The organism is Bacillus cereus group sp. MG16, from assembly GCF_040459875.1.
GTDB classification, from domain to species: Bacteria; Bacillota; Bacilli; order Bacillales; family Bacillaceae_G; genus Bacillus_A; species Bacillus_A paranthracis.
In genome coordinates, this window is record NZ_JARVHE010000001.1 from 3,193,040 (window position 1) to 3,219,819 (window position 26,780).

Here is a 26,780-nt window from a genome sequence, read left to right on the forward strand (position 1 = left end):
CATTATTCCCCTTTACGAGACTCCGTCATTTGTTTCCATACAGAACCTTTTGCTTCCTCTCCGCCTTCAATACGCTCTAACGCTAGACGTGCTTGCATTGCTACTTCAAACTCTGGATCATCTTGCGCTGCTTTTAATGCTGGAATTGCACTTTCATCTCCAAGTTCAAATAAGAACATCGCTGCACGCCAGCGTACTAATTTACTTGGATCTTTCAGAGATTTAATCATAACGAACATCGCCGCCGGATCACCTACATCTGATAAACAATCTCCTGCAGTACGACGAACACTTACAGAGCGATCTAATAAGGCTTTATATAATAACGGTAATACTTCATCACCTTTTACCATACCTAAATATGCTGTTGCTAAACGGCGAATCGAAACTTTTTCATCATCTAACGCCATCTTCAACACTGGAATATCTTCTTCAGTAGGATCCATTTGTTCTAAAGCTGCAAAACGTTTTTTCCAGTCAGCATCTTTCATCATCTCTTCTGTTACTTTATATGGCTCACGCTTTTGAATCGTTACTTCAACAGCACCTGCCTGATTTAATAATTCTTTAACCGTTTCATTTACACGTTCTTCCGGATAAGCAGCAACAATCTCTTCTACTACTTCTTTCCCAATTTCTTCAAAATTACCGTAACGTGTACTTTGTTCCACCCATTTACGTTCTTTTACAACGTTTGGTGCAGACATTTGCACTTTCATAATTGATTCTTTAAAACGGTCAGGTAAACCAACACGTTCTTCCGTCGTTCCATCTGTTAACTTTACTTGCATTGGGATAGTAAAGAACATTTGAACAAATACTTTCACTTCTCCAAAATGAGCAAGTTGTTGTTCTTCACTTTCTTCTACTACTTCTTCGCCAAAAACAGCACGAACTTGCTGTAATAAAACTTTCCAGTCATACTTTGCATTTCGCTCCACTGCTAAAAAGTCAGCTACATGATATACACCTTTAATGCCTTCAATTTTCAAAATTTCTTGCACTTGCATTGGCGCTTGTTCTTTATTTTCATTTGTATAATTATTACGTGCTCCTGATGGTAATACTTCATTCAAAATAACTTTCATTGTATTTGGACTTGGCGTCGGTTCAATTGCTTTAATCTTCACGTAAAAAACTCTCCTTTATTGCGTGTTCTTAGGTGTATTGTAACATGTTATCACTCTATACTCCTACTCGGATGCTTAATTTTACTACTTTCTTCCCGCTACCATACTATTTTATTCTATTTACATTTCAAATTAGGAATTAGGTTTTAAAAGCTTTCGTTTCCGATGATTTTTATTATTTATCCATTAAGTTTATTAAAATACTTTCCACAATTTTTTCCGAAGCTATTACTTAAAATCACCTTTTATTACGAGGCCCCCTCCCGCCTTCTCTCCAAAAAGGTAATACTCTCAATCACAACTTCCGTTCTATATACTCTCTTGCCTTGCTCATCATCGTAGTTACTCGTCTGAATACGCCCTGTAATCCCAACAAGAGAGCCCTTCGTACAATATTCAGTTACATTCTCAGCCGATTTTCGCCAAACGACACAATTAATAAAATCTACTTGCGGCTCACCTAAGCTATTTCGAAAACCTCTATTCACCGCAACACATACTCGTGCATACGCGACGCCTTGCTTTGTGTAGTATAATTCTGGCTCCTTTGTCAATCTACCGATTAATACAACTCGATTCATCATAAGTTATACCACCTCACATATTTTTCTTCATTGTAAATAAAAATGTATGAAGGGTAAAAATTGTAAAATAATATATTTTAAAGTAAAAAAGATTATTTTTTATGCTATAAAAGAAAAAAAGAAACCTTACATGTTTTAAACATGTAAGGTTTCAAAAATTATACTTCACTGCATGAAATGTAATATCCTCCACGGGCCATCTTTATTTCCGCACGATACAATACTTCTTCTAAGTAAAAAGTTATCGGTTTTACTTTACTCTCAAATTTAAGTTGTTCATTACATTCAGCCGCATAACTTTCAATAGCTGAAGTAATAACTTCTCCCGATGGATACGTTAAAGCATCATCTAGTTCTATGAAAAAACTTTTAGAAAATAGTTTTTTCATAATCCCTTTCTTCTCTTTCATCATATTCCATCCCCTTCAATTTAAAGTTACTAACATCCATATTATACCACATCATCAATTTATCTTTGAAAAACAAAAAATCCTGCATGAAAAATGCAGGATTTTTTATTAGTCATTTTTCGTAAAGTAAGAAACGAAACGAAGAATTTCTAAGTATAACCAAACTAATGTAAGCATTAGTCCCATTGCAGTGTACCACTCCATATATTTCGGAGCTTGACTACGTACACCATTTTCGATTAAATCGAAATCTAGTAATAAGTTTAATGCAGCAACTACGATAACAACTGCACTAATAATAATACCGATTGTACCGCCTTGGTGAATGTACGGAACCGTTACACCAAACATGTTTAGTAGAAATACGACTAAGTACATAACCATAATTCCAAGTGTTGCTGCCATCACGCCTGTACGGAATTTATCCGTTACTTTTACTACACGTGTTGCATATAACACTAACATTGCAAATAGAATTGAGATTGTTAGTAAAACAGCATTTAAAACGATAGAATCGCCAAATTTCATTGTATAAACCGCTGAAATACTACCTAATACAATCCCTTCTACTGCTGCATAGATTGGTGCACCAAAAGGTGAAATACGTGGGAAGAACATAGACGCAAATGCGATGATTGCCGCAACGATTAAAGCGCCAATTAATACTGGCATCTTCATCGTACCCTCTATCATCTGTATGTATGAATAGACAGACGTTGCAAGTAGCAAGATAAGCATAATAAACGTTTTGCCTACTGTTCCGCCAATAGTCATCGCAGAAGCACTTGCTCCTTCTTTACGGAATGCCTCTTTTTTCAACATTGGATTAGATGTTCTCATTTTTTCCCTCCTAAAATAGGTTCTACCAATAGTGTAAAGTTTTTCTCTTTACTTTTCAATATATGCAGCTTGTTTTTATTTTAATCCTTCAACAATGTCCGATAGTTCACTCCATCTTTCCATCGTTTTTTCTAGCTCTTCTTCTGTTTTTTGCTGTGCTTCAGACAATTCTTGCGCTTTCGTAAAATCAGAACCAACATTCGCAAGCTCTTCTCCAATTGATTCTAGCTTTTCTTCAAGTTCCGCAATTGTATCTTCAATTGTTTCCCATTCGCGCTGCTCATTATATGAAAGTTTACGCTTACGTTGTTGTTTCGGTGCTTCTTCTACTACTTTTTTCTCTTTCTGCACTTCCGCTTTCTCAATAAGTTCTCTCGTTTTTTCCATTTCTAAGTAATCCGTATAACTACCTAGAAATTCGCGCACTTCTCCTTCACCCGTAAAAATGAACAATTCATCTACTACTTTATCTAAGAAATAACGGTCATGCGACACAGTTAAAACGACACCTGGGAAATCTTCTAAATAATCTTCTAACACCGTTAATGTTTGTGTATCTAAATCATTCGTAGGCTCATCCAGTAATAGTACGTTCGGTTCTCCCATTAATATACGTAATAAATATAAACGTCTTCTTTCACCGCCAGATAATTTGCCAAGCGGTGTACCATGTGAATGTGGTGGGAATAAGAAACGTTCTAACATTTGAGACGCACCAATTACTTTTCCGTCTGTCGTATGAATGACTTCCGCGATTTCTTTAATGTATTCAATCATACGTTGATTTAAATTCATCTCTTCATTTTCTTGCGTATAGTAAGCGATTTTTACTGTTTGCCCAACTTCAATTTCACCACTATCAGGAGATATTTTACCTGCAAGCATATTTAATAGCGAAGATTTCCCGCTTCCATTCGCTCCAATAATTCCGATACGATCGCCTGGTTTCACGATATGATTGAAGTTGTTTAATACTGTTTTATCGTCAAATTTTTTCGTTACATCTTTTAACTCAAGTACTTTTTTTCCAAGGCGACTACCGCTAAGCGCAATATCAACTGACTGTTTTGCAGCTGGACCTTCTTGACCTTTTAACTCTTCAAATCGTTGAATACGTGCCTTTTGCTTTGTCGAACGAGCTTTTGCACCACGGCGAATCCACGCTAGTTCACGGCGATATAAGTTTTGACGTTTTGATTCTTGTGCAAGTTCTTGTTCTTCACGAAGTGCTTTCGCTTCTAAAAACGTACTGTAATTCCCTTCATAACTATACAATTTTCCATTATCTAATTCGAAAATACGATTCGTCACACGATCTAAGAAATAACGATCATGGGTTACAAGTAATACCGCACCTGTGTACCTTGCTAAATATTCCTCTAACCACTCAACTGTCTCATGGTCAAGATGGTTCGTAGGCTCATCTAAAATTAATAGATCCGGTGTTTCAATAAAACACTGCGCCATCGCAATACGTTTTTTCTGCCCACCAGATAAATTTCCAACAGTTGCTGTGAAATCCGTAATTCCTAGTTTCGTTAATAACGATTTTGCATTCGCATTTGCTTCCCACGCACTCATTGCGTCCATACGTTGTTGCACTGCAAATAATTGTTCCTGTACCTTTTCATTACTTGGATCTTTTTCGATATGTAATAGCGCCTTTTCATAATCACGAAGAAGACGAATTAAAGGTGTATCACCATGGAAGACTTGTTCTAATACTGTTAATTGTTCATCAAACTCTGGTTGCTGTGATAAATAACTAATTGTATACCCACGTGAATGAGTCATATCACCTGTGTCAGGAATTTCTGCCCCTGCAATAATTTTTAATAAAGTTGATTTACCAGTACCGTTTACACCGATAATTCCGGCACGTTGTCCTTCTGCAATACTAAATGATAATCCATCAAATAACGGTTTCTCTCCATATGATTTTGATAAGTTTTCCACAGTTAACATTTTCATATTTGTGCATTCCACTCTTTCATAAATTGTTCAATAAACTGTTCCATATAACGATGACGAACTTCAGCCTCTTGTTTTGCTGCATTCGTATTCATTAAGTCTTTTAGTTTTAAAAGTTTTTCATAAAAATGATTTAAAGATGGGTCATTATTTTTTCTATATTCATCTTTCGTCATCACTTCACGAGGAGGAATAGTTGGATCATACATTAGTCTCCCTTTCGCCCCGCCATACGCAAATGTGCGAGCTATTCCAATTGCACCAAGAGCGTCTAAGCGATCTGCATCTTGAACAATCTTCCCTTCAATTGACTCCACTTTACCGCCATGACCACCTTTATAAGACATATTGGCGATAATATGAAGAACATGCTTACTTTCCTCTTCTTCAACATGTAACTCTTCTAACCAATCAGAAACTTTTTTCATTCCTGCTTCTTCACTTTCATTTAACTTCTCATCTGCCACATCGTGAAGTAATGCTGCCATTTCAATTATAAAACGATTTCCTCCTTCTTGCTCGGATAAAGAAATCGCCAGTTTATGTACACGCTCAATATGATACCAATCATGTCCACTGGCATCTTTTTCTAAAATATGTTTTACAAAAGTAATTGTTTTTTCTATCTTTTCTTGTTTTGTCATTTTATCTTCACCCAGTTACTTATTGTAACACGCCCGCATTTTTTCATCACATATTTTCTTGTCCGCCCATACACTAGGTGGTAGGCATCATCATGAAGGAGGAATAGATATGTTCTATAATAATCAACCGCCTTACCCACAACAACCATTTTACCCTCAGCAACAAGAACAAAGATATACAGAACAATATGAAGAACAAGAGTTACAACAGCAAGAGCAACAATATGAACAAAATCCATACGCAACAACGCAATATCAAGCAGCTGATTATCCACAAAATCCATATACAGCGCCGCAAAATCAAGAGCAACAATTTCAACAAAACCCATATGTAACACCACAAACTCAGCCACAACAACCTCAATACCAACAACAAATGTATCAACCAAACTACGACGCACGTGTCTCACCACCTAAACCACCAACATTAGATATTACACAACCACAAATTTTGCCGCCTGGACCAACATTAGATATTACACAGCCACAAATCTTACCACCTGGACCAATTACAGAACCAACGCAACAACAAATTCAACAAGTTGTCGGTACACAGTTCTTACCTTTAAAGAAACCTGTACTAGATTTCGTAAAACCTTGGGTAGATTACGGTTTAAATGAAGCAAAACATACATCATATAAACACGCTTTAACAGAAGTTGCTGCCATTATGTTTTTAGTTGGGAAAGGATTCAACCCGACGATTGCACATTATATTGTGGAATCTTGGGAGAAGAATGAACAGTTTTAGGGTTGTTTATTTTTTATTAAATAAAACTATAAAAGCGTCACAAGTGCCTGTTATACAAGCATTTGTGACGCTTTTTATTTGTTATATTGTATTCTACTTCAAAAGGTTATTTCATATTTTTTCACATGTTTTTAGATGGTAATGGTAAAATTATTTCTGTATTTCCAAGACAAGGTCGATAATTTAATTTTTAAGGGAGAAAATAATATGGATTACAAATTTGAGTTACTTAGTACAGGTAGTTTAGTTATTAGACTACCAAAGGAATTCGATATTTTAGAAGCTTTTTTAAATGTAGAGGTATCTGAATTCGGTGATTGGGTAGCAGAAACTGTAGATAAAATTTTAAATGAAAAAAGTGATTATGAAAAAATAAGTGCGAATATTTTTGGGGCAGATGTTCGAAGAGATAAAACTGTTATATGTAATAAGTATGATGAAGATGAAATCCCTCTTGAAATAGAAACTGTTACATTAAGAAATCTAATAGATATTTGGTTAAATGAATACACAAAATTGAAAACCGAAAAAAATAACAATTAAATGATGTTACATACAACACGAAAAAGGCCGCCTATAATAAGAGGCCCTTTTCGTTAAATTAACGCACATTCACATACGTATCAATAGCCGTAATATAGAAAACTTGCCCATGACTATTATGCACTTTATATTGATACGAATCATTTACACTTATCTTCGCATCAATTATAAATCCTAATCCTGCATCTACAGAACCAGCCACATCTTTATCCTTCCAAGATGGAGTATCGTAGAAACGTAGATTGTTAACTTTTGAAACAACACGTTTTCCAACAATAGAAGAATCTACTGTGCTTTTCTTACTAAACTTCACATAAGATGGATCGTTTTTAATCCATTACTCACCGCCAAGATTTAACCAACCATCCATTTTACCCCACACCATCTGTTACAGCTGTTGGCACTTCTTCTGGTTTAGGTCGCTTTTTAGGAACTGAAACTTCTACATTAGAATTTATTGTATGCATATTGCACATCAACACGAAATTGAGCTTCTGAAACACCTTGACTACGCAAGTAATCAAGTGGATTTTCATGATCTGTTCCATCAAGGTATTTTGTTACATCGTAGTGAGTTCACGTGTTTTAAATGTCATAAAATCACTCCTTTATGCAAAATAAAAAGATCAGCGCTTGCTGCTCCCTCGGCTTTAACTAATTAATTTTTCTAATGCTTCGATACATTTATTCATACTTTACAAACTCGAACTTTAACTTGGTTAGACGCTTTAGTTGTTGGAGCAACTTTCTCAACTAAGTTAAATTGTAAGAGAGTAAACGTAATATCTTGTGGAACGAAATAAGTCTCAGAAACTTTCCAGAAATTAGAGAACTCATTTATTGCGCAAACACTTCGAATGGTGAAGCTATTTACTGTTAGATGCTACGAAGCGATATTCGCAGCTATCTTTACGGTAAGCAACTTTACTAATATCTAAATGGCTCATTCTCATTTGTGGTTTTCCTGTACAAAATGAAATTTTTATAGAAATTTTATTTTAAACCAAAACAATAGAACCTTTCGCCTCTGAATATATATATATTCATTTATAGCTCCTGTCTACTGCTTTAATAAGCTCCCAATCATCTCTCAACCTCTTTTTCTTTGTTTCAATTTCATTCACAGAGTGATTTAGTTCTTTTCGTAAATACTCCAAATCCTCAATCGCTTTCTTTCCAGCTCCATTTTGCGACCAACCTGCTTGTATAAGATTATAAATATCATTTACTCTCTCTTGATTTTTATTTATATCTATAATCAAATTCGTTAAACGCCCTAATGCTGCTTCTATATGTTCCTCATTAAAATACATTTGTCTCATTTTTTTAACCACTCAAATCCTTGAAAATTTTCGTCTGCTGCCTTATATTCATCAGCTTTTCTCTTAATAAAAGCTGATACTTCCCCGGCTTTTGTCGCATATACTCTACTGGTTTGATCTAAGCAATGATATAATTCTTCGATCCTTCTCTCCAGACGTTGACTCTTAGTTGAACTAAGATGCTGCATTACTTCTGAAACTACTCGTGGTATCTGATTTTGAAATTCTTCCGCACTTTGTTGCATTTTTTTTGCCGATTCTTCTAAGTATTCCATTAGTACCCTAACTTCTCCAACACCTCCAATTGAAAATCTAGGTGATCTATATATTTTTTCACCTGTATTAGCATCTACTAGCATAGAATTATCTATATTTCCAAACGCATCAACGTGGTAATTCTTTATCCCATGAAAATCCTTTGCTCCTATTGAATCTAAAAACCTATCAATTTGATGCATCCCATAGTCATTATTTGCTGTTTTAAAATCAGAGTTTACCATATAGGTATCCCCAATATGTGTTTTATCTTCTCTAAGAGCGCCACCAGAAATTGTATCTTTCGGATTAATATAATTAATTATTTGCCCTTTATATTCTCCTGCATCTACTTTTTTCTGTATGTCCTTTGGAAGCATATCATAAACACCAGGAGCACTGTAAGTAACAGCGGGCACATCGCATATTGCACTAGCAAATTGAGCATTGGCGCCACCTAAAGAATGACCTGTAGTTGAAATCTTCTGATTAGGATATTCTTTTTTTACTATTTCTAAAAGTGATACTGATTGCGTAAACTGGTTAGCCGCTATTACTTGACTTTTATCATACGGATCTATTTTCTCTCCATCTTGTATCGGATTCTGCCCCATTAAAATATATCTTGCATCAGTTATAAAATCAGGTACTGATCTATCTAATGATTCTCCCCCTTCCGTTCCTCTATAAGCAACAACAATATCACCAGTCACTGTATTTTGATATACTGTCGCATCAAAACCAGTTTCCTTATCATGGAGTTTTGCTCCTTTAGGGTGTATTGGTTCCCACACTTCGCTTCCTCTTTTATTATTAATTTCTTTCCTTTCGTCACTTTTATATGCTCCATTGGCTAATTCTCGATATGCTTGATCTGAAATCTCATTTGCCATAACATTCCCTCTTTTCCAACTGTTGTTACATCTATTATAATATCAATAGAGGTGATAAGAAATGAAAAAAATCCTTTTAATAACATTATTGGTTGTTTTAGGTTTAGGCTCGTGCACTATATATCAAATTTATAAGGCTACCCACCCTTATAGTGAAAAAGAACAAAATGAAATGAAAGAAAAAGCATCACAATCCGCTATCGAGTATTTTAAAAAGGAGAAAAATTGGGATATTACAGTGACAAAAGTAGAATTTTCTACAGATATCTCTCGTAGTAGGCTTGAGGTATCTGGCTATATATCTGGTGACAAACAGAAGAAGGTTTCTGCAAGTATAGATTACAGTAATGATTATACAGTTGGTAGTATAAGTTATTAACATTACAAATTGACTTTTTTCTCTAATAGCATTTTCACCCTCTATAATATCAAATACATAGACAAAACCCAGATAAAGATTATAGTTAAACTTTGTCTGGGCCTTGTGTTTCATACTATCTCTTTGAATCTTGGAAGAAGAATGAGCCGTTTTAAGGTTATTCATTTCCTTTAAAATAAATAAAGTGTCACAAACGCCTGATTTATAGCATTTGTGACACTTTTTTTATTTTAAATGTCATTTCAATAGTAAATTACTGCAGTTACCTTTTCTTCCTAGGACCTATAATCAATTTAATCGCCGTTCTTTCTTGATCATTAATAGTAACCTCTTGAAATGCTGGAACAAAGGCTAAGTCAATACCACCTGGAGCAACAAATCCTCTTGCGATTGCAATTGCTTTAATCGCTTGGTTTAATGAACCCGCTCCAATCGCTTGAATTTCTACATTTCCACTTGTTCTTAGTACACCTGCTATTGCACCTGCGACCGAATTGGGGCTTGATTTTGAAGATACCTTTAATATATTTTCCATGTAAGTTGCTCCCTCTATTATTTAATTACTCTTTTGTTACCGTATAAAATATTTCAACGTATCTTTAACTACTATTCACACCAAAAGCAAACAATACTACATATGTACATTCATTCGATACTTTTTCTCTTCTTCCTGCCGTGCTACGTAAATAAAGGTCAACGACTCCAAACCTTATATATACAAATATTCAAAAGACATAAATTCACTTAAATAATCACATCATTGTAACTGAAGATACTCGTTTTACTTTTGCAGGTGCAATTACAATATAAAAAGCATTCCTGCTACATTTCAAGAATTCTCTACCAAATACTTAACCTTTGTGCCTTCAAAAATTCCCTTTGTACCTTTTTGTTAATCTAATAAACATGAAAAAGCACCGAACTTTACTACTACAAAAGTTCGGTACTTTTTTTCTCATTCTTTCTTATTTCTCCACATAAACCGACTTAACGATTGTACGATTATATGGTTGTCCTTCTTTATTCATCCCTTTTATATCCATCGTAACGTTATATACTCCTGGTTGCTTTATGTCCTTCAAAGCACCAGTAAATGTATTGTTATTCACATTTTGTAATTCATTATATTCAGAGACTAGTTTCCCTTCTTTATTCACGACTCTTACTGTTATGGAAAGATTTCCTTTCATTTCAGGTGCCACAGGTGATTTTTTCAGTTTATACTCAGATTTATTTGCTTTTACTTTTGTAGGCATTTGAAGAACAAATGGTGCGCCAGTCTTGTAATCGCTTACAACTAAATATGCATCTTTCGACTGCTTCGCCTTCATTTTAACTTTCCATTCTCCTACATCCATTTTATCAAATTTAAATGTTTTAATTGTCGCGCCACCAAAGAAAGATTCATCTTCACCAGTAGTTATAACACTATCTTTATTTGTATACACTTTTCCTTTTGGTGATATCATTTGTACTTCTACATCCGACGAAGCAGTTAATATAGAAACAATTCCTTCTGCCTTTTTATCAACCGCAACAGTTTGCTCTATCCACTGATTTTGTGGCAATTCTCCGCCTAAAATGTTTTGGTTTGAAGTTGTATTTAATGGTTCTATGTTTTCATTTGAACTAGTGCTGGATGCTACTAAAGCTGGTACGGCTACATTTGACGTACGTAAATATGGTTCAATTCGTGAGAACACAGCAGATCCTTTTCGTATATTATCATGATCAAATCTAGAATCTGTAAATAAATGCGTTCCATACGGCAGCTTAGCACTCCACTCATTTACTAGTCCATCATTTGAACCGTATGATGACAAATATAATCCACCCATTGATAACGCCGAAAATACAGGGCCCCAGCTAGTCCCAGTAACTGTATAATAACGGTTTAATTTAGCTGCTGGATTATTATCAATCGTTGAACGAAATTTTGCCATTTCGCCCATTTGTAATGAATACGTACCATCATCTTTTTGACCTAATATAGAAGCAAGCCATCCTGCCCACCAACTATATGATAAATCCGCTAAGTTTGATCCATGATGTGGCGTCGCAAGTGTAATAACATTTCCGACAAATCGATTTGCCCCATATTCTACTAATGCAGCTTGTGTATCGATACCACCTTTACTATGTGCTACAATATTAACTTTTTTACCGAAATGATTATATATTTCTTCTAATTTTTGTGCTAACAATTTTCCGTTATCCCACTGACTAGCTGACCCTTTCCCAGCAGCATCATATAATTGTATAAATACTGTTTGATAGCCTGCTTTCAAAGCATAGTCATACATATCATTCATATCGTGATATACTGTCTTTCCATACCAACTATCAGCATTCCCATTCCTTCCTTGCACAAAGAGAATTGGAGGCTTACTTTCATCATAATTAGCAGGTTTTTGACCTAAAAACCATTCTCCGGGTGTAAAGACTTCTTGATCTGGAAAGCCTGTTTTAAGCTCTTTTACAACTTCTGCTCGCACATTTGTGCTAATCATTGGAACCATGATAAAAAATACAATTAGTAAGGCAACACATCTTCTCATCAATCGCATGTTACTCCCCCCACATTTTTTGAAAGAAGGTGCTCGTTGTAATATTTTTTATCTTCTCTCTTAATACTAGATAATCTTTGTACTTAAACAAGACCCTGTCCCTATTCTTAAGAGATTACTAGTCCCCCTTCTTCCTTAACACACGTTATTCTCTTTGTTTCTATCTCTTCCTTTTGAGTGAATGCTACAAAAAAGTTTCTCAACAATTGTTAACTTTACTGAATCTAATATCCCCCAATTATTATTGTTTATATAAAGCATACAAATCTTGAAAAAACTTTAGTAAAAAAACACTTTATTACCAGCCAATTATAAAAAAAGGTAATGAAGATATGTGCTTTTATTTAATTAAATACAAACTAAACAAAATAGACGCTTATCTTATAAGACTTTCCTACCATTAAATATTAAACTGAAATTTCTGAATATAAAATAACATTTCCAGAAACATATATTATGATAATTTTCGCAGATTTGAATTAAACTTTTAGAAGTACTAACCTATCGGTGAGCAGAAGAAAATTCTGTAAAAAGAAAGGAGAATGCTTTATGATGACCGATTTACAAAAGGAGTTTTTTAAACGATTAAAAATTCCTGCAAAAGAAATAACATTTGATGATTTAGATGAAATTCTCTTAAAAATGGGATTGATTCTCCCCTATGAAAATCTCGATATTATGGCTGGTACTATTAAAAACATCTCAAAAAATAACTTAATAGAAAAGTTACTTATTCAAAAGCGAGGCGGTCTTTGTTATGAATTAAACTCCTTATTGTATTACTTTTTAATGGATTGTGGATTTCAAGTATATAAAGTAGCTGGTACTGTTTATGACCTTTATGATGATAAATGGAAACCCGATGATGGTCATGTCATTATCATATTACATCATAATAATAAAGATTATGTTATAGACGCCGGTTTTGCCTCTCATCTACCTTTACATCCAGTCCCTTTTAACGAAGAAGTCATCTCTTCTCAAACGGGTGAATATCGAATTCGCAAACGAATTACCCGAAAAGGTACACACATTTTAGAAATGAGAAAAGGAGCTAACGGGGAATCTACAAATTTCTTGCAATCTGAACCTTCAGATGAATGGAAAATAGGCTATGCCTTCACTTTAGATCCAATAGATGAGAAAAAGGTGAATAACATTCAGAAAGTCATTGTAGAACATAAAGAATCTCCTTTTAATAAAGGGGCTATCACTTGTAAATTAACTGATTATGGTCACGTATCATTAACAAATAAAAATTATACAGAAACCTTTAAAGGCACCAAAAACAAACGACCAATAGAATCAAAAGATTATGCTCGCATTCTTCGTGAATCTTTTGGAATAACGCAAGTAAAATATGTAGGAAAAACACTCGAAAGAGGATAGTTGATTAGAAGTATTTCATAATAAAGCAGATTCCATATTTAGAATCTGCTTTATTTTATATTTTGTTATAAAGAAATTTGTTTTGCTCTTATCCTTTAAGTTTCAATGATATACTCATCATCATATTTATCGTATTGGAGCCCTGACCCTATTTTTGATTCCGTAACTTGATCTCTTAAAAACGGTGCAGCTTCCATTTTGCTAGTTGCAATTTCAATTCCATATTTCTTCGTTAAATGGGCTAATTCTATTAAAAACCACTCTCTTCGCAATGTAACTGGAATATCAAATGTCCTTCTTTTCATATATAATAGCACCTCTTTAATTTTCATAACTTAAAAATATCACTGCATGCACGTATGAAAACTAGTTTTCATCACTAACAGCCAATGAAACATTATAGTATATGCATGTCCATTTTAAACGTGCTATTAAAAAAAGAATACTTCAGTTTACATAAAATAATTATGTATTAGTAGAAAGAGGCTTGTCCTCCTCTTTCTACTGTAGAGATTTAAATTAAGAACATCTTGGTACACCTAAAGCTAAGAATAAACCTGCTACTCCCGCAGTAATCGGTACTTTTAACGTAATAACATCGTCTACTTTCGTTACTAAAAAGAACGCATTACCTTCTTGTAATATACAAGTCACCAACAATTGGAATTCCATTCAAATCCCCTCCTTTCAATCTATATATTATACTTTATGGATTTTATTTAAAAATGTAATAGGAAATACATCCATTTTCCCCTATATTCAAATAAATGTTTATCAGTCTATTAAAACTACTAATTTTATATAAATCGTGTAATACCCCATAAATTCCTATATAATTAGCAATGAAAATCTTACAAATGGAGGTATAAAAATGGCGATTTTGAGTAATATTGGTGCAGCTTTATTTTTAATTGCTTTTATTCTTTTAATCTTATGTATTATTTCATTTTTCAAGAAAAACGGAAAAGCAACACAGTATGGTCGTCCTACTGTTATTCTTTTTATGATTTCGATTATATTGATGGTAACTGGCTCAACAAATTCAGAACATCCAGTCATCGAATTTTTTACTATTTTAAGTTTCATTTTATTTATTTTCTTCCTTGTTCTAGCAATCTTATCCGTAATTAAAAAGACAGGTGTAGCAAAAAAACAATTTATTATCACAGCTATTTTATTTGTTATTTTTGGTGCGTTATCAAGTATTTCAAATCCTACTTCTGAAAAAACGACAGCAACTAGTAAAAAAGTTGCTTCTAACACTACAGAACAAAAAGATAGCGACAAAAAAGAACTAGAAAAAAAAGAAGCAGACGAAAAAGCTCAAAAGCAAGAAGATGAGAAGCGTCAAGCCGAGGAACAAGCTCGTAAGCAAGAGGATGAAAAACGCCAGGCTGATGAACAAGCTCGTAAACAACAAGAAGAACAAAAACGTCTTGCTGATGAACAAACTCGTAAACAACAAGAGGAACAAAAACGCCAAGCTGATGAACAAGCTCGTAAACAGCAAGAAGAACAAAAGCTCCTCGCTGATGAGCAAGCTCGTAAACAACAAGAGGAGCAAAAACGCCAAGCTGATGAACAAGCTCGTAAACAACAAGAAGAACAAAAACGCCAAGCTGATGAACAAGCTCGCAAACAACAAGAAGAGCAAAAACGCCAGGCTAATGAACAAGCTCGTAAACAACAAGAGGAACAGAAAAAAGCACAGCAAGCTCAAACACAACCTGCTGCTGGAAATACTAGTAATGCATACTACAAAAATTGTGCTGCAGTTAGAGCTGCTGGGAAAGCTCCCCTATATAAAGGACAACCAGGTTATGCCTCACATCTTGATCGTGATGGCGATGGAGTCGCATGTGAAAAATAGCAATAAAAAAGAAGCTTCTAGTAAGCTTCTTTTTTATTATTACGTATAAGATCTAATTACTCTTCCATTCTTTTAAGCCCTATATCAATTCAAAATGACATCTTATTTTTTAAATACTTGTACTATTAACCATTAACTGGAGCAATACTCCAATTAATGATTTCAATATTTTTCACCTCCACTTTCCCTTTGACAAGAACATGTGGAATTAAGTGAAACATCCCAAATCTTCTACCCTTTTCATATTCCTCCCTGTAATATTCTTTTGTGCAGATATTTAATTGCTTTAATTCTCTATATTCATTAAAGTTGATGATTTCTATTTCGCATTCTTTTAATTCGCTATTTGGTCCACCCCAATTATGCTTTATGTACTTGTATATTGCCATACACTGACCCTTCAGTGCGCTAATAGGAATTTTATAAAACAATTTATTTGTATGAATGTTTACTCCTATTTCCAATAATACTTTATAAATCTCATAAGGATGCAGTGGTAAAAAATGCACGACATCATTCCATAAACATTCTAGTTTTGGTATTTTACGTGTTAATAAGTTCTCTCTTTGAGTATGATCTTTATATTTTTGGATATACTCACGATATAAATTTGGATATACCCTTTTCAATTCATTTAATGGGATTAAATATTCTCCTTTTAGTTCTTCTGGTACCATATGATAAACATATTCCATAAAAACCTCCTATAAAAGATATACTTCCTATCCCAAAATTCTTCGCCATCTTTTCTATAATGTCCTCTGTTGAAGAATAATCCTATTATTCTCAAATCAGACACATAATAAGTGATTTCAATCACCATGTTGTTTTTCATTTATCGCTATTCTTAATTTAGATATTACATTTAAACTTTATGGAGGCATTCATATGGAACATACATTTACTGAAACTTCTATTGTCGGTGAGATTGTTACACAGTTTCCGAAAGCTAGTGATCTTTTTAAATCCTATAGAATAGATTTTTGTTGTGGCGGTAATAAGCCACTTATTGATGCAATTCATGAAAGAAATTTATCAGCTACTGAAGTAATTACAGAGTTAAATACGCTTTATCATAATACGAAACGATTAAATGAATCTGAAATTGATTGGAAAAATGCTTCTTATCGTGAATTGATTGATTATGTAATTCATAAGCATCATCGTTATTTAAATGAAGAGTTACCACAGTTAAGTCCTTATGTGACGAAAGTATTACGTGTTCATGGAGCAAATCAGCCGCATTTAGCTAAAATTCATAAGCTATTTCATGAACTTAAAATGGAATTAGAACAGCATTTAATTAAAGAAGAAACCGAAGATTTCCCATTAATTTTAGAATTTGAAAAAAATCCAACTGATGAAAACTATGCAAAGTTACGTAAAGTAGTAGATGAACTAGAAAATGAACATAACCACGCTGGCAACATTATTAAAGAGCTTCGTAAAGTTACACATGACTTTACTCCTCCAGAAGGAGCTTGCGGCACTTATCGACTCGTTTACAATCGCCTTGAAGCGTTAGAGTCTGATTTATTTGAGCACATTCATGTAGAAAATAATATTTTATTTCCACGTGCCATTACGAGAGCGTAAATAAAGTGCAGGACATGAGTATACATACTGATGTCCTGCTTTTTCATTTTGCGAAATCTATCCACATCACCCTCACATAAATCGAATTTTAACAATTTGTGAATCATTATAAAAATGTGATAAATATCACATCTCCCCCTTTCTTGATTTTCTATAATAAAAATATAATCCTTTGTTCAATATTTCACATAAAAAGGGGAAACGAAAATGAAAAAACGTTTAGTTATGATCGGAAATGGTATGGCTGGCATACGTTGTATGGAAGAAATATTAAAACATGATAGTGATTCATATGAGATTACTATTTTTGGAGATGAACCACACCCAAACTATAATCGCATTATGCTCTCTCATGTTTTACAAGGTAAAACAAATATACAAGATATCATTATGAATGAATACAGTTGGTATGAAGAAAACGAAATAACTTTGTATACAAATGAAAAAGTTCAAAGTATTAACCGAGAAGAAAAAATTATTATGACAGAAAAGAATCGTACTCTTACATATGACAAGCTTATTATTGCAACAGGTTCTAGTGCTTTTATTTTACCTGTTGAAGGTTCCACTCTTCCTGGTGTAACAGGATTTCGAACTATTGAAGATACACAGTTTATGATGGATACTGCTAAAGAAAAGAAAAAGGCCGTTGTCATTGGTGGTGGATTACTTGGTTTAGAAGCCGCAAGAGGTCTTATTGACTTAGGAATGGACGTACATGTTGTTCATTTAATGCCTCGCTTAATGGAGCAACAACTAGATACGAAAGCAGCTTCTCTACTGCGTGAAGATTTAGAAGCACAAGGCATGAAGTTTCTAATGGAAAAGAAAACTGTAAAAATTCTTGGTACAAACCATGTTGAGGGCATTCAATTTGAAGATGGTGAAGTTGTAGATTGTGATTTAATCGTAATGGCTGTCGGAATCCGACCAAATACGCAAATAGCAAGAGATGCTGGTTTAATTGTCAATCGCGGCATTGTAGTCAATGACTATATGCTAACAAATGATGAGTCCATTTATGCAGTTGGCGAATGTGCAGAACATGACGGTATCGCATATGGACTTGTTGCCCCTCTTTATGAACAAGGTGCAATATTAGCCAAACATATATCGAATTTACAAACTGATGGATATTTGGGCAGTATCGTCGGTACGCAATTAAAAGTTGCTGGTTGTGATTTATTCTCTGCAGGCCAAATTTATGAAGATGATCAAACGAAAGCAATATCCATCTTTAATGAATGCAAACGTTCCTATAAAAAAGTATTAATTCGTGACAATAAAGTCGTTGGTATCGTTTTATATGGTGACACAGCTGATGGTACACGCCTCTTTAGCATGTTAAAGAAAGAAGAAGATATACAAGAATATACACCAGCGTCCATTCTTCACAAAGCTGGTGAAGAAAGTGAACTTGATGTTGCTACAATGAGTGCGGATGACACAATTTGTGGATGTAATGGTGTTACGAAAGGAACAATCGTTCATGCCATTTTAGAACAAGAGTTAACGACTTTTGAAGAAGTTAAAGGCTGTACGAAAGCCGCAGGGTCTTGTGGTAAATGTCGTCCGCTTGTAGAACAAGTTTTATCTCATACACTCGGAGATGCTTTTGATGCCTCAGCCCAGTCTGCTGGTATGTGCGGATGTACACCTTTATCACGTGATGAAGTCGTAGCGGCAATTCATGAAAAAGGCTTAAAATCACCAAAAGAAGTACGAAATGTTCTTGGTTTTGTACATGAAGATGGCTGTTCGAAATGTCGTCCTGCTTTGAACTACTATTTACGTATGGCGATTCCAGAAGAATATGAAGATGATAAAGCCTCCCGTTTCGTTAATGAAAGAATGAATGGTAACATCCAGCACGATGGTACATTCTCTGTTATTCCACGTATGTACGGAGGCGTTACAACAGCAGATGATTTAATGAAAATTGCTGAAGTTGCGAAAAAGTATAATGTTCCACTTGTGAAAATTACCGGTGCAAGTCGAATTGGCTTATACGGTGTTAAGAAACAAGATTTACCTAACGTATGGGCTGACTTAAATATGACTTCTGGATATGCGTATTCAAAATCTCTTCGTAATGTAAAATCATGTGTTGGCTCTCGTTTCTGCCGTTTCGGTACGAAAGATTCATTAGGACTTGGTATGCTCCTTGAACAATCATTAGAAATGGTAGATACACCTCATAAAATGAAGATGGGTGTAACGGGCTGTCCACGTAACTGTGCGGAAGTACTTACGAAAGATTTTGGCGTTGTTTGTGTCGAAAATGGATACCAACTTTATATTGGTGGAAATGGTGGTACAGAAGTACGTGAAGCTGATTTTGTAATGATTGTCCCTACTGAAGATGATGTTCTTCGCATCGCTACAGCTTACATGCAATATTATCGTGAAACTGGTATTTACGGAGAGCGTACTGCCTACTGGACAGAACGATTAGGCTTCGATCACATAAAGGAAATACTGCAAGATGCAAATATCGTCACTAAGTTAAATGAACGTTTCCAAAAAGCTCGTGGCACATATAAAGAAGCATGGGGACAAGCACTAGAAACGAAATCATTAAAAGCGATGTATGAAGTAGAAACTGTGAAATAAGGAGCTGTGATCTATATGATACAAACGAAAGAAAAAATAAAAGTTATGCGTGCAGAAGACCTTCCTATTCAAATCGGTAAAGAGGTACAAATGAAAGGGATGTCTATCGCCCTATTCCACCTTTCAAATGGTGATATTCGAGCTGTAGAAAATCGTTGTCCTCATAAAAACGGACCGTTAGCAGAAGGAATTGTATCTGGTGAATTCGTCTTTTGTCCACTGCATGATTGGAAGATTTCATTACTAACAGGTGAAGTTCAAAAACCTGATGACGGTTGTATTCAAACGTACGAAGTAGAAGTCATTGATGGTGACATTTATATATATATGTAATTTACAAAAGGAAGCCTCCCCCCTGGCTTCCTTTTAAATAAAACTAGATGAGGTGCAATTATATGAACGGATATGTATATTTAGTTGGTGCAGGACCAGGTGATGAAGGGCTTATTACAAAAAAAGCGATAGAGTGTTTAAAACGTGCAGATATTGTTTTATATGACCGTTTACTAAACCCTTTCTTTCTTAACTATACAAAACAAACATGTGAATTTATGTATTGCGGAAAAATGCCAAAGAATCATATTATGCGACAAGAAATGATTAACGCCCACCTCCTTCAATTTGCGAGAGAAGGAAAAATCGTTGTCCGCTTAAAGGGCGGAGATCCATCTATTTTCGGCCGTGTTGGTGAAGAGGCAGAAACTTTAGCAGCAGCGAACATTCCATATGAAATTGTACCAGGTATTACATCTAGCATCGCCGCTAGTAGCTATGCAGGTATCCCCCTCACCCACCGTAACTACAGTAATAGCGTTACTTTACTAACCGGACATGCAAAAGGTCCTTTAACCGATCATGGAAAATATAATTCATCTCACAATAGCAATACGATTGCCTACTACATGGGTATAAAAAACTTACCTACAATTTGTGAAAACTTACGACAAGCAGGAAAAAAAGAAGATACGCCAGTAGCAGTCATTGAATGGGGTACAACTGGTAAACAGCGCGTTGTTACAGGGACACTATCTACCATTGTTTCTATCGTCAAAAACGTAAATATTTCTAATCCTTCTATGACAATTGTTGGTGATGTCGTTTCCTTACGTAATCAAATCGCTTGGAAAGAACGTAAACCATTACATGGTAAAAAAGTTTTATTTACATCCGCAACAAATAAAACAAGTGTAATGAAGCAAAGGTTACAAAAAGCTGGTGCAGAAATATATCAAATTCCAACTTTCAAAAAGGAAGAATATACATTAACACTTGAACAAATCAATGAAATTTTTAACGTTGATCGCCTTGTTTTTTGTTCAGCTGAAAGTGTAGAAATTTTGATGCAATCATGTAGTAAATACCAGAAAGATATTCGTTCCTTACAGGCAGAGCTGCAACACATGAACGTTGCCACTCAAGAAAAACTTATGCAATATGGCCTACTAAGTAAAGAAGCAAAATTCTCTTCCGATACAACTGTTTATTTAGGCAGAAATATTAATCGGATTGCTTTTATTCAAGAAAAAATTGGTGCTGGCTCCTATATGATGACTCATAAGTATACAATTGATCATCGTTTCGATGAAGTCCATTCTCGTATGCTTTCAGAATTTTTATGGGATAGCATTGTATTTGAAGGACGCGCTTCTATTGATACGTTTCTAGCAGAAGTAAAACGTCTTGGCTTTATCGATATTGTTACTCTCCCATTCTCGTATACCGACGTTCCAACTTTACACTATGCAAATAAAGTCGGGTTTCATAACGTAGATCATCAATTACAAGAAACTCTTATGAAGAAAGACATGGTAAGACAATGAAAGGAATTGTATATGTTGGACACGGGAGCCGGTTACAAGAAGGTAACGAACAATTCATTCACTTTATTCAATCTGTTATGAAAGAACGTAACGAAAGAATTCAAAAAATAGCTTTTCTAGAACTAACGACACCTACCATTTCGGATGCAGTTACAGAAACGATACTAGAGGGAGCAACTGAAATAATGATTGTACCTGTTTTATTATTTGCAGCAGCTCACTATAAATGTGATATTCCTTTTGAGATAGAACAAATGCAAAAGCAATATCCACATATAACATTTTCAGTTGTACCACCTTTTAGTACGCATCCGCATATGGTTGAACTTGTAGTGAAAAGAATACGTGAAACTATGCCAATGCAAAATAGTAGTATTTTACTCGTAGGAAGAGGTAGTAGTGACCCCCAGCCCATACATGAGTTACAGCAAATTGGAGTAGCTGTCGAACAAAAACTCAGTATACCAGTATCGTGCTCCTTTTTAACGAAAGGAACGCCCTCTTTTACTGCTGAGCTAAAGACAATAACATCAACGGCATCCCATGTATATGTCATGCCCTACCTTCTCTTTACCGGATTATTGCTTCAAAAAATTAAGTTGTATACAAAAAAATACGATCACGTGACGACTTGTAATTGCCTACAGTTTGATACATATATGAAATTAACATTGTTAGAACGAATGGAGGAATGCATATATGTATAACATGTACCCCCTTATGTTTAATCTGCAAAATAAAGTGGTCGTTATCATTGGTGGAGGTAAAATTGCATATCGAAAAGCGGCTGGATTAAAAAATACAGGCGCTTTCGTCACCGTTATTAGCCCCGAGATTTGCGAGGAAATGAAAGAACTTCCTTATATCACTTGGAAGCAAAAAACTTTTAGTAATGATGATATTAAAGATGCTCATCTTATTTATGCAGCTACAAATCAACATGCTGTAAATATGATGGTTAAACAGACTGCCCACGATTTCCAGTGGGTTAACGTTGTAAGTGATGGTACAGAATCATCTTTTCACACACCGGGCGTTATAAGAAATGCTGAATATGTTGTCACTATTTCAACTTCTGGTAAAGATCCATCATTTACGAAGCGTTTGAAGCAAGAACTAACATCAATATTGCCTAAACTTATAAAAAAGATTGCTCGTACACATAAATTGTAATCTATTTCTTAGTTAAAATCGTAATTACCTTTGGACAAACGTTTGTTAGGGGACGTTTGTCTTTTTTGTTGTAGTTCCGTTCTTTTATTCCACAGGCAATCTACGAAGAAAATGAATGGTGTTTGCAACTTGTAAGCAAGTAAATTTCATGACAAGTGCAACATTACGAGTAACTCTTTCTATTCAGTTTTTATATTGGATATTCATTCAACCAATTTAGCGCTTGTTCATAATCGTCAAAAAACTCCACGGATTCTTTTGTATTGGATTGTTGCAAATACTTCAGTATCTCTCCTTCTTCAAGAAGAAATGCAATTGCCTTGCTATGATTCAAAATAGTTTCATTGAAGAACTTCTCTTTCCATACTTTTTGAACAGAAAAATGATTTGGCGTGTATCCTTTTCTATCCACCAACAATTTGTATTTCCGCCCCTCAGAAATAAATTGCTGACAAACCTGCTCAAAGCCATTAAACCATTCATACACATCCTCTGTTTTAATCTGGCCAATTAGATGGGTAACAATCAAATCTCCTGAAACTATTGTGCTGATATTCTGTTTACTCAACTTTTAATCATCTCCCTTAGTGGCAATTATGCATAAAATTCTTACTTGACACTCCCACCCCATCGCTATCATCCTAAGCTCATGTAACCTTACTTATAAGCGAGATTGCGTCTTTTTTCGCAAGTCTATATGTAGATGCTTTAAAGATTTCCATACGAAATAAACCCTAATAAGTTTCCTTTTTTTGAATTAAGTCCCTAGATTATGAAACATGGTACCATTGTAAACGACACCCAATATATGAAAGACTGTTTTCTTCTCATATCTATAACCGCTTCAAATCTATTCATTTTTGCACGTATATTCAAAACAAAATATATGACAAATAAATAACGACAGTTACTGTAACAATACTAAAAAGTGTTGAAAATAAAACGATTTGCGCATGTAGTTCAGGCTCTATTTGATACTCCATAGCAATGGTTGCTGTATTTCTTGAAGTAGGAAAAGAACTTGCAATAAATAATGATTGTGCAACAATACCATCAATCTTTAGTAGGTAGATCATGGTAAGTGCTACTAATGGTCCCATCAGTAACCTTCCAATTAAAGCCCATGTTATGACTCGATGGAAAAATTTAAGCTTAATGTTGGATAATTGCGCCCCTAGCAATATGAGTGCTATTGCAACAAAACCATTCGCAAGCTGATTAAGAGGTAGAAAGATAGAATTAGGTATTCGAATTGCAAAAGATTGAAAAAGAATCCCTAATACGAGCGCATGAAATACAGGCAGTCTTAGAAATGATTGGATAATACCTCCGATTGTTTTTGTTGCTGATAGTAAGTTATATATTCCATATGAATACGTTAAAAGATTCTGGAAAATAACAATGAAAATCTGAATGGAAACCCCCACTGGATTGTGACTGAAAATCAATTGACTTACTGGTAATCCATAATTACCGGAATTCATTAACGAAATGCTATTTTTCAGAGCTGCACTTTCTCCTTTTTCTAACTTTAATATTTTTGAAATGAGATGACTTACTATAATCAGACTCAGACTATAAAGCATTAGATAGTATATTATCTGGAGCAACAAATCTATTTCTATACGAATATCATATATATTCACAAATACAGCCGCAGGCATCAAGCAATAAGTAATAAGTGTAGATAGTTGCTTTAAGTCAAATTGAAACTTTCTTTGTAAGATTGCACCAATTAACATCAATATTAATATCGGTAATATTACGTCTAATATAATAAAAACAAACATGTAAAACCTCATTCCCAATATATTATAGTTGGATTAAACGCTTTACTACATATGGATCACATTTAATTCATCGGAAAACACCATTAGTTCTCAATAATCAGAAAAACATGCTTATTTTATTTCCCTCCACTCTCTTTTCTTTAACATAACAAATATGAGCCATAAAGAAAATTATGGATTATTTATAGAAATTTATAATTTTATCTTATCGAACTGAACTGTATTCTTTAGTTTAAGTATACTTTTTCACAATACCCATTAGCCTTATCAAAAAGCTGGTTCTAATAAAATATGAAGTTTTTTCTTGTTATAGATACCGTCATATGTTTTTTAAAATTCCGAGGAATTTCAATTTTTTATATTTATTTATATAGATTTATATATTCTTTAGAAAGGAGTGACTATTAATCGATTCATTAGCGATCAATAGTCATATCGTTTAATTCAAAAGTTATTGTTTTCATTCTCGATATATTCCGAATGTTTTATGAGGATGTTTCGTTTATTCATTTCAGTCTTATAACCATCGTACTGTTTCTTTTACTTTGGAAACTTTCAATAGACAAAAAACTGAGTTCTCGATTGTAGAATTAGATTTAAGGTCATACATTTATCCCTTAATTTCTTTATCTGTAGGCAAAACAATTGCAGCTATTATATAAATTAACACTGTAAATCCGCTAGTAAAAAAGGCTGATAATGCAGTTACTATGCGAAGGATACTAACATCAATTCCATACTTGTCACTTAAGCCACCTAACACACCTGATACTTGTTTATCTTGAGTGGACTTATATAACTTTTTCATCTAAACACCCCAATCCAATTAAATATTTGCTTTCTAAAAATTAGTTTAATCTTTATGCTTGAACTAACCTGCCCTTTAATTGAATAACATCTGATATCTATATTTTAACATAAAATCCCATTACTCTTCTGTTTTTCATTTTAAAACCACATTATTTTAGAAAACAAACGTTCGTTAAGATATCAATAGAAAACATGTTGAAGCCTATTACTAAAAGAACCATCCCAAAATACTTTGGGACGGTTCTTTTTCCTTATTAATGATTCTTTAACATCACTAACAGCTTCTCCTGGCTATACATCCATACTGTAATAATTAAACAAGCAAGTGCGACTTCTGATAACGCCATAAATCCTATTGCATAATGACCTGTTAGTTGGAATAGTAATGTTAAAATTAGGGGCGGGAAGAACCCTCCTAGTCCGCCTAAAGCTGAAACGAGTCCGTTTACAATACCAGCTTGTTCAGAGAAGTACATTGGAACGAGTTTGAAGATTGTACCATTACCAATCCCCGCGCAAAATGCAACTAATAAGCAACCAAATGTATACACATTCATACTAGGCATAAATGATAAAATAATACCTGAAAGTGTTAAACCGATAAATACAAAGATTAATATTTTAAATGGATTAAATTTGTCACCGAGCCATCCGCCAACCGGACGCATAATTGTTGCGAGTACAATAAACCCAGCTGTCCGCATACCTGCATCCACTTTTTCTAATCCGAAGTGAGATACTAAAAAGTTTGGTAAGTACACTGTAAATGCGACGAATGATCCGAAAGTTAAAAAGTAAAAGATACATAAAAACCAAAGTTTCTCATTTTTATATACACCTTTTATTTGTTCCATTAATGGTGTATTCACCTTTTTCTCCTTACGATCGCCTAATAAAAAGTTCATAAGTGCAAACGCTGCAAGTAAAACTAAATAACATTGTACTGTCGTTCTCCAGCCAACTGAAGTTGCGATAACAGGCGCTAAAAATGAAGTAATTGCTGTTCCAGCGTTACCGACACCGTAAATACCATTTACAAAACCGTGACTCTCTTTTGGAAAGTATTTTGGTAAAGAAGTTACTCCTACAGAGAATACAGCACCACCGATTCCTACAAATAATCCACCAATAATTAAATCCATCATAGAATTGGCAACACTAATATAAAAAACAGGAAATAATAATAGAATAAAACTAATAAAGAATAATTTTCTTGCTCCGAAACGATTTGTCCAATAGCCAATTGGAATGCGAAGAACAGAACCTAAAATAACGGGTACTGCTGTTACCATAGAAATTTGTCCCGCAGTTAATGGGATATCCACTTTAATATAGGGCATTAATGATGATAAAATAACCCATACCATAAAACCGATAATTAGATTAGAAGTTTGTAAACTTAATTGAAAATTAGGATTTTTCATCCTGTT

General features: G+C 34.3%; 30 protein-coding genes. 11 read left to right on the forward strand and 19 right to left on the reverse strand.

Translation table 11 applies throughout. The annotated features are described in order from the left end of the window. Positions 1 to 2: 2 nt before the first annotated feature. The 6 genes from QCI73_RS16425 to QCI73_RS16450 form a co-directional block, all read right to left on the reverse strand. Positions 3 to 1,130: a conserved virulence factor C family protein gene (locus QCI73_RS16425; RefSeq protein ID WP_000692572.1), complete on the reverse strand. Its 1,128-nt coding sequence runs from the start codon at positions 1,128 to 1,130 to the stop codon at positions 3 to 5. Positions 1,131 to 1,378: 248 nt separating this feature from the next. Further along, entirely contained in the window at positions 1,379 to 1,714 is a 336-nt protein-coding gene (locus QCI73_RS16430; protein WP_327924549.1) for a single-stranded DNA-binding protein, read from the reverse strand. 158 nt (positions 1,715 to 1,872) lie between these two features. After that, entirely contained in the window at positions 1,873 to 2,127 is a 255-nt protein-coding gene (locus QCI73_RS16435) for a DUF4318 domain-containing protein (RefSeq protein WP_000975123.1), read from the reverse strand. Positions 2,128 to 2,232: 105 nt separating this feature from the next. Next, positions 2,233 to 2,964: a Bax inhibitor-1/YccA family protein gene (locus QCI73_RS16440; RefSeq protein WP_001260641.1), complete on the reverse strand. Its 732-nt coding sequence runs from the start codon at positions 2,962 to 2,964 to the stop codon at positions 2,233 to 2,235. 75 nt (positions 2,965 to 3,039) lie between these two features. Then, the gene (locus tag QCI73_RS16445) at positions 3,040 to 4,935 is read right to left on the reverse strand and encodes an ABC-F family ATP-binding cassette domain-containing protein (RefSeq protein ID WP_197225501.1); all 1,896 of its coding nucleotides are present in this window, start codon (positions 4,933 to 4,935) and stop codon (positions 3,040 to 3,042) included. Beyond that, on the reverse strand, positions 4,932 to 5,579 hold the full coding sequence (locus QCI73_RS16450; RefSeq protein WP_000165940.1) for an HD domain-containing protein: 648 nt from the start codon (positions 5,577 to 5,579) through the stop codon (positions 4,932 to 4,934). Before QCI73_RS16450 ends, QCI73_RS16445 begins: the two co-directional genes overlap by 4 nt. Positions 5,580 to 5,688: 109 nt before the next feature. Here QCI73_RS16450 and QCI73_RS16455 point away from each other — a divergent pair, with 109 nt between their 5' ends. Both QCI73_RS16455 and QCI73_RS16460 read left to right on the forward strand, forming a co-directional pair. Further along, positions 5,689 to 6,330, forward strand: coding sequence for a hypothetical protein (locus tag QCI73_RS16455; protein WP_327924547.1), 642 nt, complete (start codon positions 5,689 to 5,691; stop codon positions 6,328 to 6,330). A gap of 207 nt (positions 6,331 to 6,537) precedes the next feature. Continuing rightward, positions 6,538 to 6,873 carry a hypothetical protein gene (locus tag QCI73_RS16460; protein ID WP_353823356.1) on the forward strand — a complete coding sequence of 112 codons (336 nt, stop codon included), beginning with the start codon at positions 6,538 to 6,540 and terminating at the stop codon, positions 6,871 to 6,873. 58 nt (positions 6,874 to 6,931) lie between these two features. Here QCI73_RS16460 and QCI73_RS16465 read toward each other — a convergent pair whose 3' ends face one another. The 4 genes from QCI73_RS16465 to QCI73_RS16480 form a co-directional block, all read right to left on the reverse strand. Then, a complete protein-coding gene (locus tag QCI73_RS16465; RefSeq protein ID WP_307832946.1) occupies positions 6,932 to 7,207 on the reverse strand; it encodes an N-acetylmuramoyl-L-alanine amidase in 276 nt (91 codons plus the stop codon). A gap of 37 nt (positions 7,208 to 7,244) precedes the next feature. Beyond that, positions 7,245 to 7,340 (reverse strand): N-acetylmuramoyl-L-alanine amidase, encoded by a 96-nt coding sequence (locus QCI73_RS16470; protein ID WP_313895055.1) that lies wholly within the window; start codon positions 7,338 to 7,340, stop codon positions 7,245 to 7,247. 576 nt (positions 7,341 to 7,916) lie between these two features. Then, positions 7,917 to 8,195 (reverse strand): hypothetical protein, encoded by a 279-nt coding sequence (locus QCI73_RS16475; protein WP_042516336.1) that lies wholly within the window; start codon positions 8,193 to 8,195, stop codon positions 7,917 to 7,919. Beyond that, positions 8,192 to 9,343 (reverse strand): Tle-like phospholipase domain-containing protein, encoded by a 1,152-nt coding sequence (locus tag QCI73_RS16480; protein ID WP_048552275.1) that lies wholly within the window; start codon positions 9,341 to 9,343, stop codon positions 8,192 to 8,194. Before QCI73_RS16480 ends, QCI73_RS16475 begins: the two co-directional genes overlap by 4 nt. 61 nt (positions 9,344 to 9,404) lie before the next feature. On the opposite strand from QCI73_RS16480, the gene QCI73_RS16485 reads away from it, so the two are divergent. After that, on the forward strand, positions 9,405 to 9,722 hold the full coding sequence (locus QCI73_RS16485) for a hypothetical protein (RefSeq protein ID WP_000722281.1): 318 nt from the start codon (positions 9,405 to 9,407) through the stop codon (positions 9,720 to 9,722). 262 nt (positions 9,723 to 9,984) lie between these two features. Here QCI73_RS16485 and spoVS read toward each other — a convergent pair whose 3' ends face one another. Together spoVS and QCI73_RS16495 are read right to left on the reverse strand one after the other, a co-directional pair. Next, positions 9,985 to 10,257 (reverse strand): stage V sporulation protein SpoVS, encoded by a 273-nt coding sequence (gene spoVS, locus QCI73_RS16490; RefSeq protein ID WP_000427803.1) that lies wholly within the window; start codon positions 10,255 to 10,257, stop codon positions 9,985 to 9,987. Positions 10,258 to 10,687: 430 nt separating this feature from the next. Further along, the gene (locus QCI73_RS16495) at positions 10,688 to 12,289 is read right to left on the reverse strand and encodes a lipase family alpha/beta hydrolase (RefSeq protein WP_353823357.1); all 1,602 of its coding nucleotides are present in this window, start codon (positions 12,287 to 12,289) and stop codon (positions 10,688 to 10,690) included. A gap of 549 nt (positions 12,290 to 12,838) precedes the next feature. On the opposite strand from QCI73_RS16495, the gene QCI73_RS16500 reads away from it, so the two are divergent. Further along, entirely contained in the window at positions 12,839 to 13,678 is an 840-nt protein-coding gene (locus QCI73_RS16500) for an arylamine N-acetyltransferase family protein (RefSeq protein WP_353823358.1), read from the forward strand. A gap of 95 nt (positions 13,679 to 13,773) precedes the next feature. Here the strand turns inward: QCI73_RS16500 and QCI73_RS16505 are convergent, their stop codons facing one another. Beyond that, positions 13,774 to 13,983, reverse strand: a complete 210-nt coding sequence (locus QCI73_RS16505; protein ID WP_353823359.1) for a hypothetical protein — start codon at positions 13,981 to 13,983, stop codon at positions 13,774 to 13,776. Between the two features lie 214 nt (positions 13,984 to 14,197). Beyond that, positions 14,198 to 14,350, reverse strand: coding sequence for an exosporium protein ExsG (exsG, locus tag QCI73_RS16510; protein WP_000395678.1), 153 nt, complete (start codon positions 14,348 to 14,350; stop codon positions 14,198 to 14,200). Between the two features lie 199 nt (positions 14,351 to 14,549). Here exsG and QCI73_RS16515 point away from each other — a divergent pair, with 199 nt between their 5' ends. Continuing rightward, on the forward strand, positions 14,550 to 15,548 hold the full coding sequence (locus tag QCI73_RS16515; RefSeq protein WP_353823361.1) for an excalibur calcium-binding domain-containing protein: 999 nt from the start codon (positions 14,550 to 14,552) through the stop codon (positions 15,546 to 15,548). Positions 15,549 to 15,673: 125 nt separating this feature from the next. Here the strand turns inward: QCI73_RS16515 and QCI73_RS16520 are convergent, their stop codons facing one another. After that, positions 15,674 to 16,243: a group-specific protein gene (locus tag QCI73_RS16520; protein WP_353823362.1), complete on the reverse strand. Its 570-nt coding sequence runs from the start codon at positions 16,241 to 16,243 to the stop codon at positions 15,674 to 15,676. A gap of 193 nt (positions 16,244 to 16,436) precedes the next feature. On the opposite strand from QCI73_RS16520, the gene ric reads away from it, so the two are divergent. From ric to QCI73_RS16550, 6 genes are all read left to right on the forward strand, one after another. Beyond that, the gene (ric, locus tag QCI73_RS16525) at positions 16,437 to 17,144 is read left to right on the forward strand and encodes an iron-sulfur cluster repair di-iron protein (protein ID WP_000401354.1); all 708 of its coding nucleotides are present in this window, start codon (positions 16,437 to 16,439) and stop codon (positions 17,142 to 17,144) included. Between the two features lie 207 nt (positions 17,145 to 17,351). After that, positions 17,352 to 19,757: an NADPH-nitrite reductase large subunit gene (nirB, locus tag QCI73_RS16530; protein ID WP_353823363.1), complete on the forward strand. Its 2,406-nt coding sequence runs from the start codon at positions 17,352 to 17,354 to the stop codon at positions 19,755 to 19,757. Positions 19,758 to 19,772: 15 nt separating this feature from the next. Beyond that, complete coding sequence (nirD, locus tag QCI73_RS16535) at positions 19,773 to 20,090, forward strand: nitrite reductase small subunit NirD (RefSeq protein ID WP_074565324.1); 318 nt, start codon at positions 19,773 to 19,775, stop codon at positions 20,088 to 20,090. A 62-nt stretch (positions 20,091 to 20,152) separates the two neighbouring features. Next, the gene (locus QCI73_RS16540; RefSeq protein ID WP_353823364.1) at positions 20,153 to 21,577 is read left to right on the forward strand and encodes a uroporphyrin-III C-methyltransferase; all 1,425 of its coding nucleotides are present in this window, start codon (positions 20,153 to 20,155) and stop codon (positions 21,575 to 21,577) included. Continuing rightward, complete coding sequence (locus QCI73_RS16545) at positions 21,574 to 22,284, forward strand: sirohydrochlorin chelatase (protein ID WP_327924536.1); 711 nt, start codon at positions 21,574 to 21,576, stop codon at positions 22,282 to 22,284. The genes QCI73_RS16540 and QCI73_RS16545 overlap by 4 nt, the downstream gene beginning before the upstream one ends. After that, positions 22,277 to 22,750 (forward strand): precorrin-2 dehydrogenase, encoded by a 474-nt coding sequence (locus QCI73_RS16550; protein WP_353823365.1) that lies wholly within the window; start codon positions 22,277 to 22,279, stop codon positions 22,748 to 22,750. Before QCI73_RS16545 ends, QCI73_RS16550 begins: the two co-directional genes overlap by 8 nt. A gap of 190 nt (positions 22,751 to 22,940) precedes the next feature. On the opposite strand, the gene QCI73_RS16555 is transcribed toward QCI73_RS16550, so the two are convergent. From QCI73_RS16555 to narK, 4 genes are all read right to left on the reverse strand, one after another. Beyond that, positions 22,941 to 23,318 carry a SpoIIAA family protein gene (locus QCI73_RS16555; RefSeq protein ID WP_014893794.1) on the reverse strand — a complete coding sequence of 126 codons (378 nt, stop codon included), beginning with the start codon at positions 23,316 to 23,318 and terminating at the stop codon, positions 22,941 to 22,943. Positions 23,319 to 23,622: 304 nt separating this feature from the next. After that, the gene (locus QCI73_RS16560) at positions 23,623 to 24,540 is read right to left on the reverse strand and encodes an AEC family transporter (protein WP_098229124.1); all 918 of its coding nucleotides are present in this window, start codon (positions 24,538 to 24,540) and stop codon (positions 23,623 to 23,625) included. 610 nt (positions 24,541 to 25,150) lie between these two features. Continuing rightward, positions 25,151 to 25,348, reverse strand: coding sequence for a PspC domain-containing protein (locus tag QCI73_RS16565; protein WP_000737852.1), 198 nt, complete (start codon positions 25,346 to 25,348; stop codon positions 25,151 to 25,153). Positions 25,349 to 25,604: 256 nt separating this feature from the next. Then, positions 25,605 to 26,774, reverse strand: a complete 1,170-nt coding sequence (gene narK / locus QCI73_RS16570; protein ID WP_000795401.1) for a nitrate transporter NarK — start codon at positions 26,772 to 26,774, stop codon at positions 25,605 to 25,607. Between the last annotated feature and the right edge of the window lie 6 nt (positions 26,775 to 26,780).

Coding starts and splice junctions, on each gene's coding strand:
- narK (WP_000795401.1), bottom strand. CDS start 26,774: ATGAAAAATCCTAATTTTCAATTAAGTTTACAAACTTCTAATCTAATT.
- exsG (WP_000395678.1), bottom strand. CDS start 14,350: ATGGAATTCCAATTGTTGGTGACTTGTATATTACAAGAAGGTAATGCG.
- QCI73_RS16470 (WP_313895055.1), bottom strand. CDS start 7,340: ATGCATACAATAAATTCTAATGTAGAAGTTTCAGTTCCTAAAAAGCGA.
- QCI73_RS16430 (WP_327924549.1), bottom strand. CDS start 1,714: ATGATGAATCGAGTTGTATTAATCGGTAGATTGACAAAGGAGCCAGAA.
- spoVS (WP_000427803.1), bottom strand. CDS start 10,257: ATGGAAAATATATTAAAGGTATCTTCAAAATCAAGCCCCAATTCGGTC.
- nirB (WP_353823363.1), top strand. CDS start 17,352: ATGAAAAAACGTTTAGTTATGATCGGAAATGGTATGGCTGGCATACGT.
- QCI73_RS16545 (WP_327924536.1), top strand. CDS start 21,574: ATGAAAGGAATTGTATATGTTGGACACGGGAGCCGGTTACAAGAAGGT.
- QCI73_RS16440 (WP_001260641.1), bottom strand. CDS start 2,964: ATGAGAACATCTAATCCAATGTTGAAAAAAGAGGCATTCCGTAAAGAA.
- QCI73_RS16565 (WP_000737852.1), bottom strand. CDS start 25,348: ATGAAAAAGTTATATAAGTCCACTCAAGATAAACAAGTATCAGGTGTG.
- QCI73_RS16480 (WP_048552275.1), bottom strand. CDS start 9,343: ATGGCAAATGAGATTTCAGATCAAGCATATCGAGAATTAGCCAATGGA.
- QCI73_RS16500 (WP_353823358.1), top strand. CDS start 12,839: ATGATGACCGATTTACAAAAGGAGTTTTTTAAACGATTAAAAATTCCT.
- QCI73_RS16450 (WP_000165940.1), bottom strand. CDS start 5,579: ATGACAAAACAAGAAAAGATAGAAAAAACAATTACTTTTGTAAAACAT.
- QCI73_RS16485 (WP_000722281.1), top strand. CDS start 9,405: ATGAAAAAAATCCTTTTAATAACATTATTGGTTGTTTTAGGTTTAGGC.
- QCI73_RS16460 (WP_353823356.1), top strand. CDS start 6,538: ATGGATTACAAATTTGAGTTACTTAGTACAGGTAGTTTAGTTATTAGA.
- QCI73_RS16560 (WP_098229124.1), bottom strand. CDS start 24,540: ATGTTTGTTTTTATTATATTAGACGTAATATTACCGATATTAATATTG.
- QCI73_RS16455 (WP_327924547.1), top strand. CDS start 5,689: ATGTTCTATAATAATCAACCGCCTTACCCACAACAACCATTTTACCCT.
- QCI73_RS16550 (WP_353823365.1), top strand. CDS start 22,277: ATGTATAACATGTACCCCCTTATGTTTAATCTGCAAAATAAAGTGGTC.
- QCI73_RS16445 (WP_197225501.1), bottom strand. CDS start 4,935: ATGAAAATGTTAACTGTGGAAAACTTATCAAAATCATATGGAGAGAAA.
- QCI73_RS16435 (WP_000975123.1), bottom strand. CDS start 2,127: ATGATGAAAGAGAAGAAAGGGATTATGAAAAAACTATTTTCTAAAAGT.
- QCI73_RS16540 (WP_353823364.1), top strand. CDS start 20,153: ATGAACGGATATGTATATTTAGTTGGTGCAGGACCAGGTGATGAAGGG.
- QCI73_RS16505 (WP_353823359.1), bottom strand. CDS start 13,983: ATGAAAAGAAGGACATTTGATATTCCAGTTACATTGCGAAGAGAGTGG.
- ric (WP_000401354.1), top strand. CDS start 16,437: ATGGAACATACATTTACTGAAACTTCTATTGTCGGTGAGATTGTTACA.
- QCI73_RS16495 (WP_353823357.1), bottom strand. CDS start 12,289: ATGCGATTGATGAGAAGATGTGTTGCCTTACTAATTGTATTTTTTATC.
- QCI73_RS16515 (WP_353823361.1), top strand. CDS start 14,550: ATGGCGATTTTGAGTAATATTGGTGCAGCTTTATTTTTAATTGCTTTT.
- QCI73_RS16520 (WP_353823362.1), bottom strand. CDS start 16,243: ATGGAATATGTTTATCATATGGTACCAGAAGAACTAAAAGGAGAATAT.
- QCI73_RS16475 (WP_042516336.1), bottom strand. CDS start 8,195: ATGAGACAAATGTATTTTAATGAGGAACATATAGAAGCAGCATTAGGG.
- nirD (WP_074565324.1), top strand. CDS start 19,773: ATGATACAAACGAAAGAAAAAATAAAAGTTATGCGTGCAGAAGACCTT.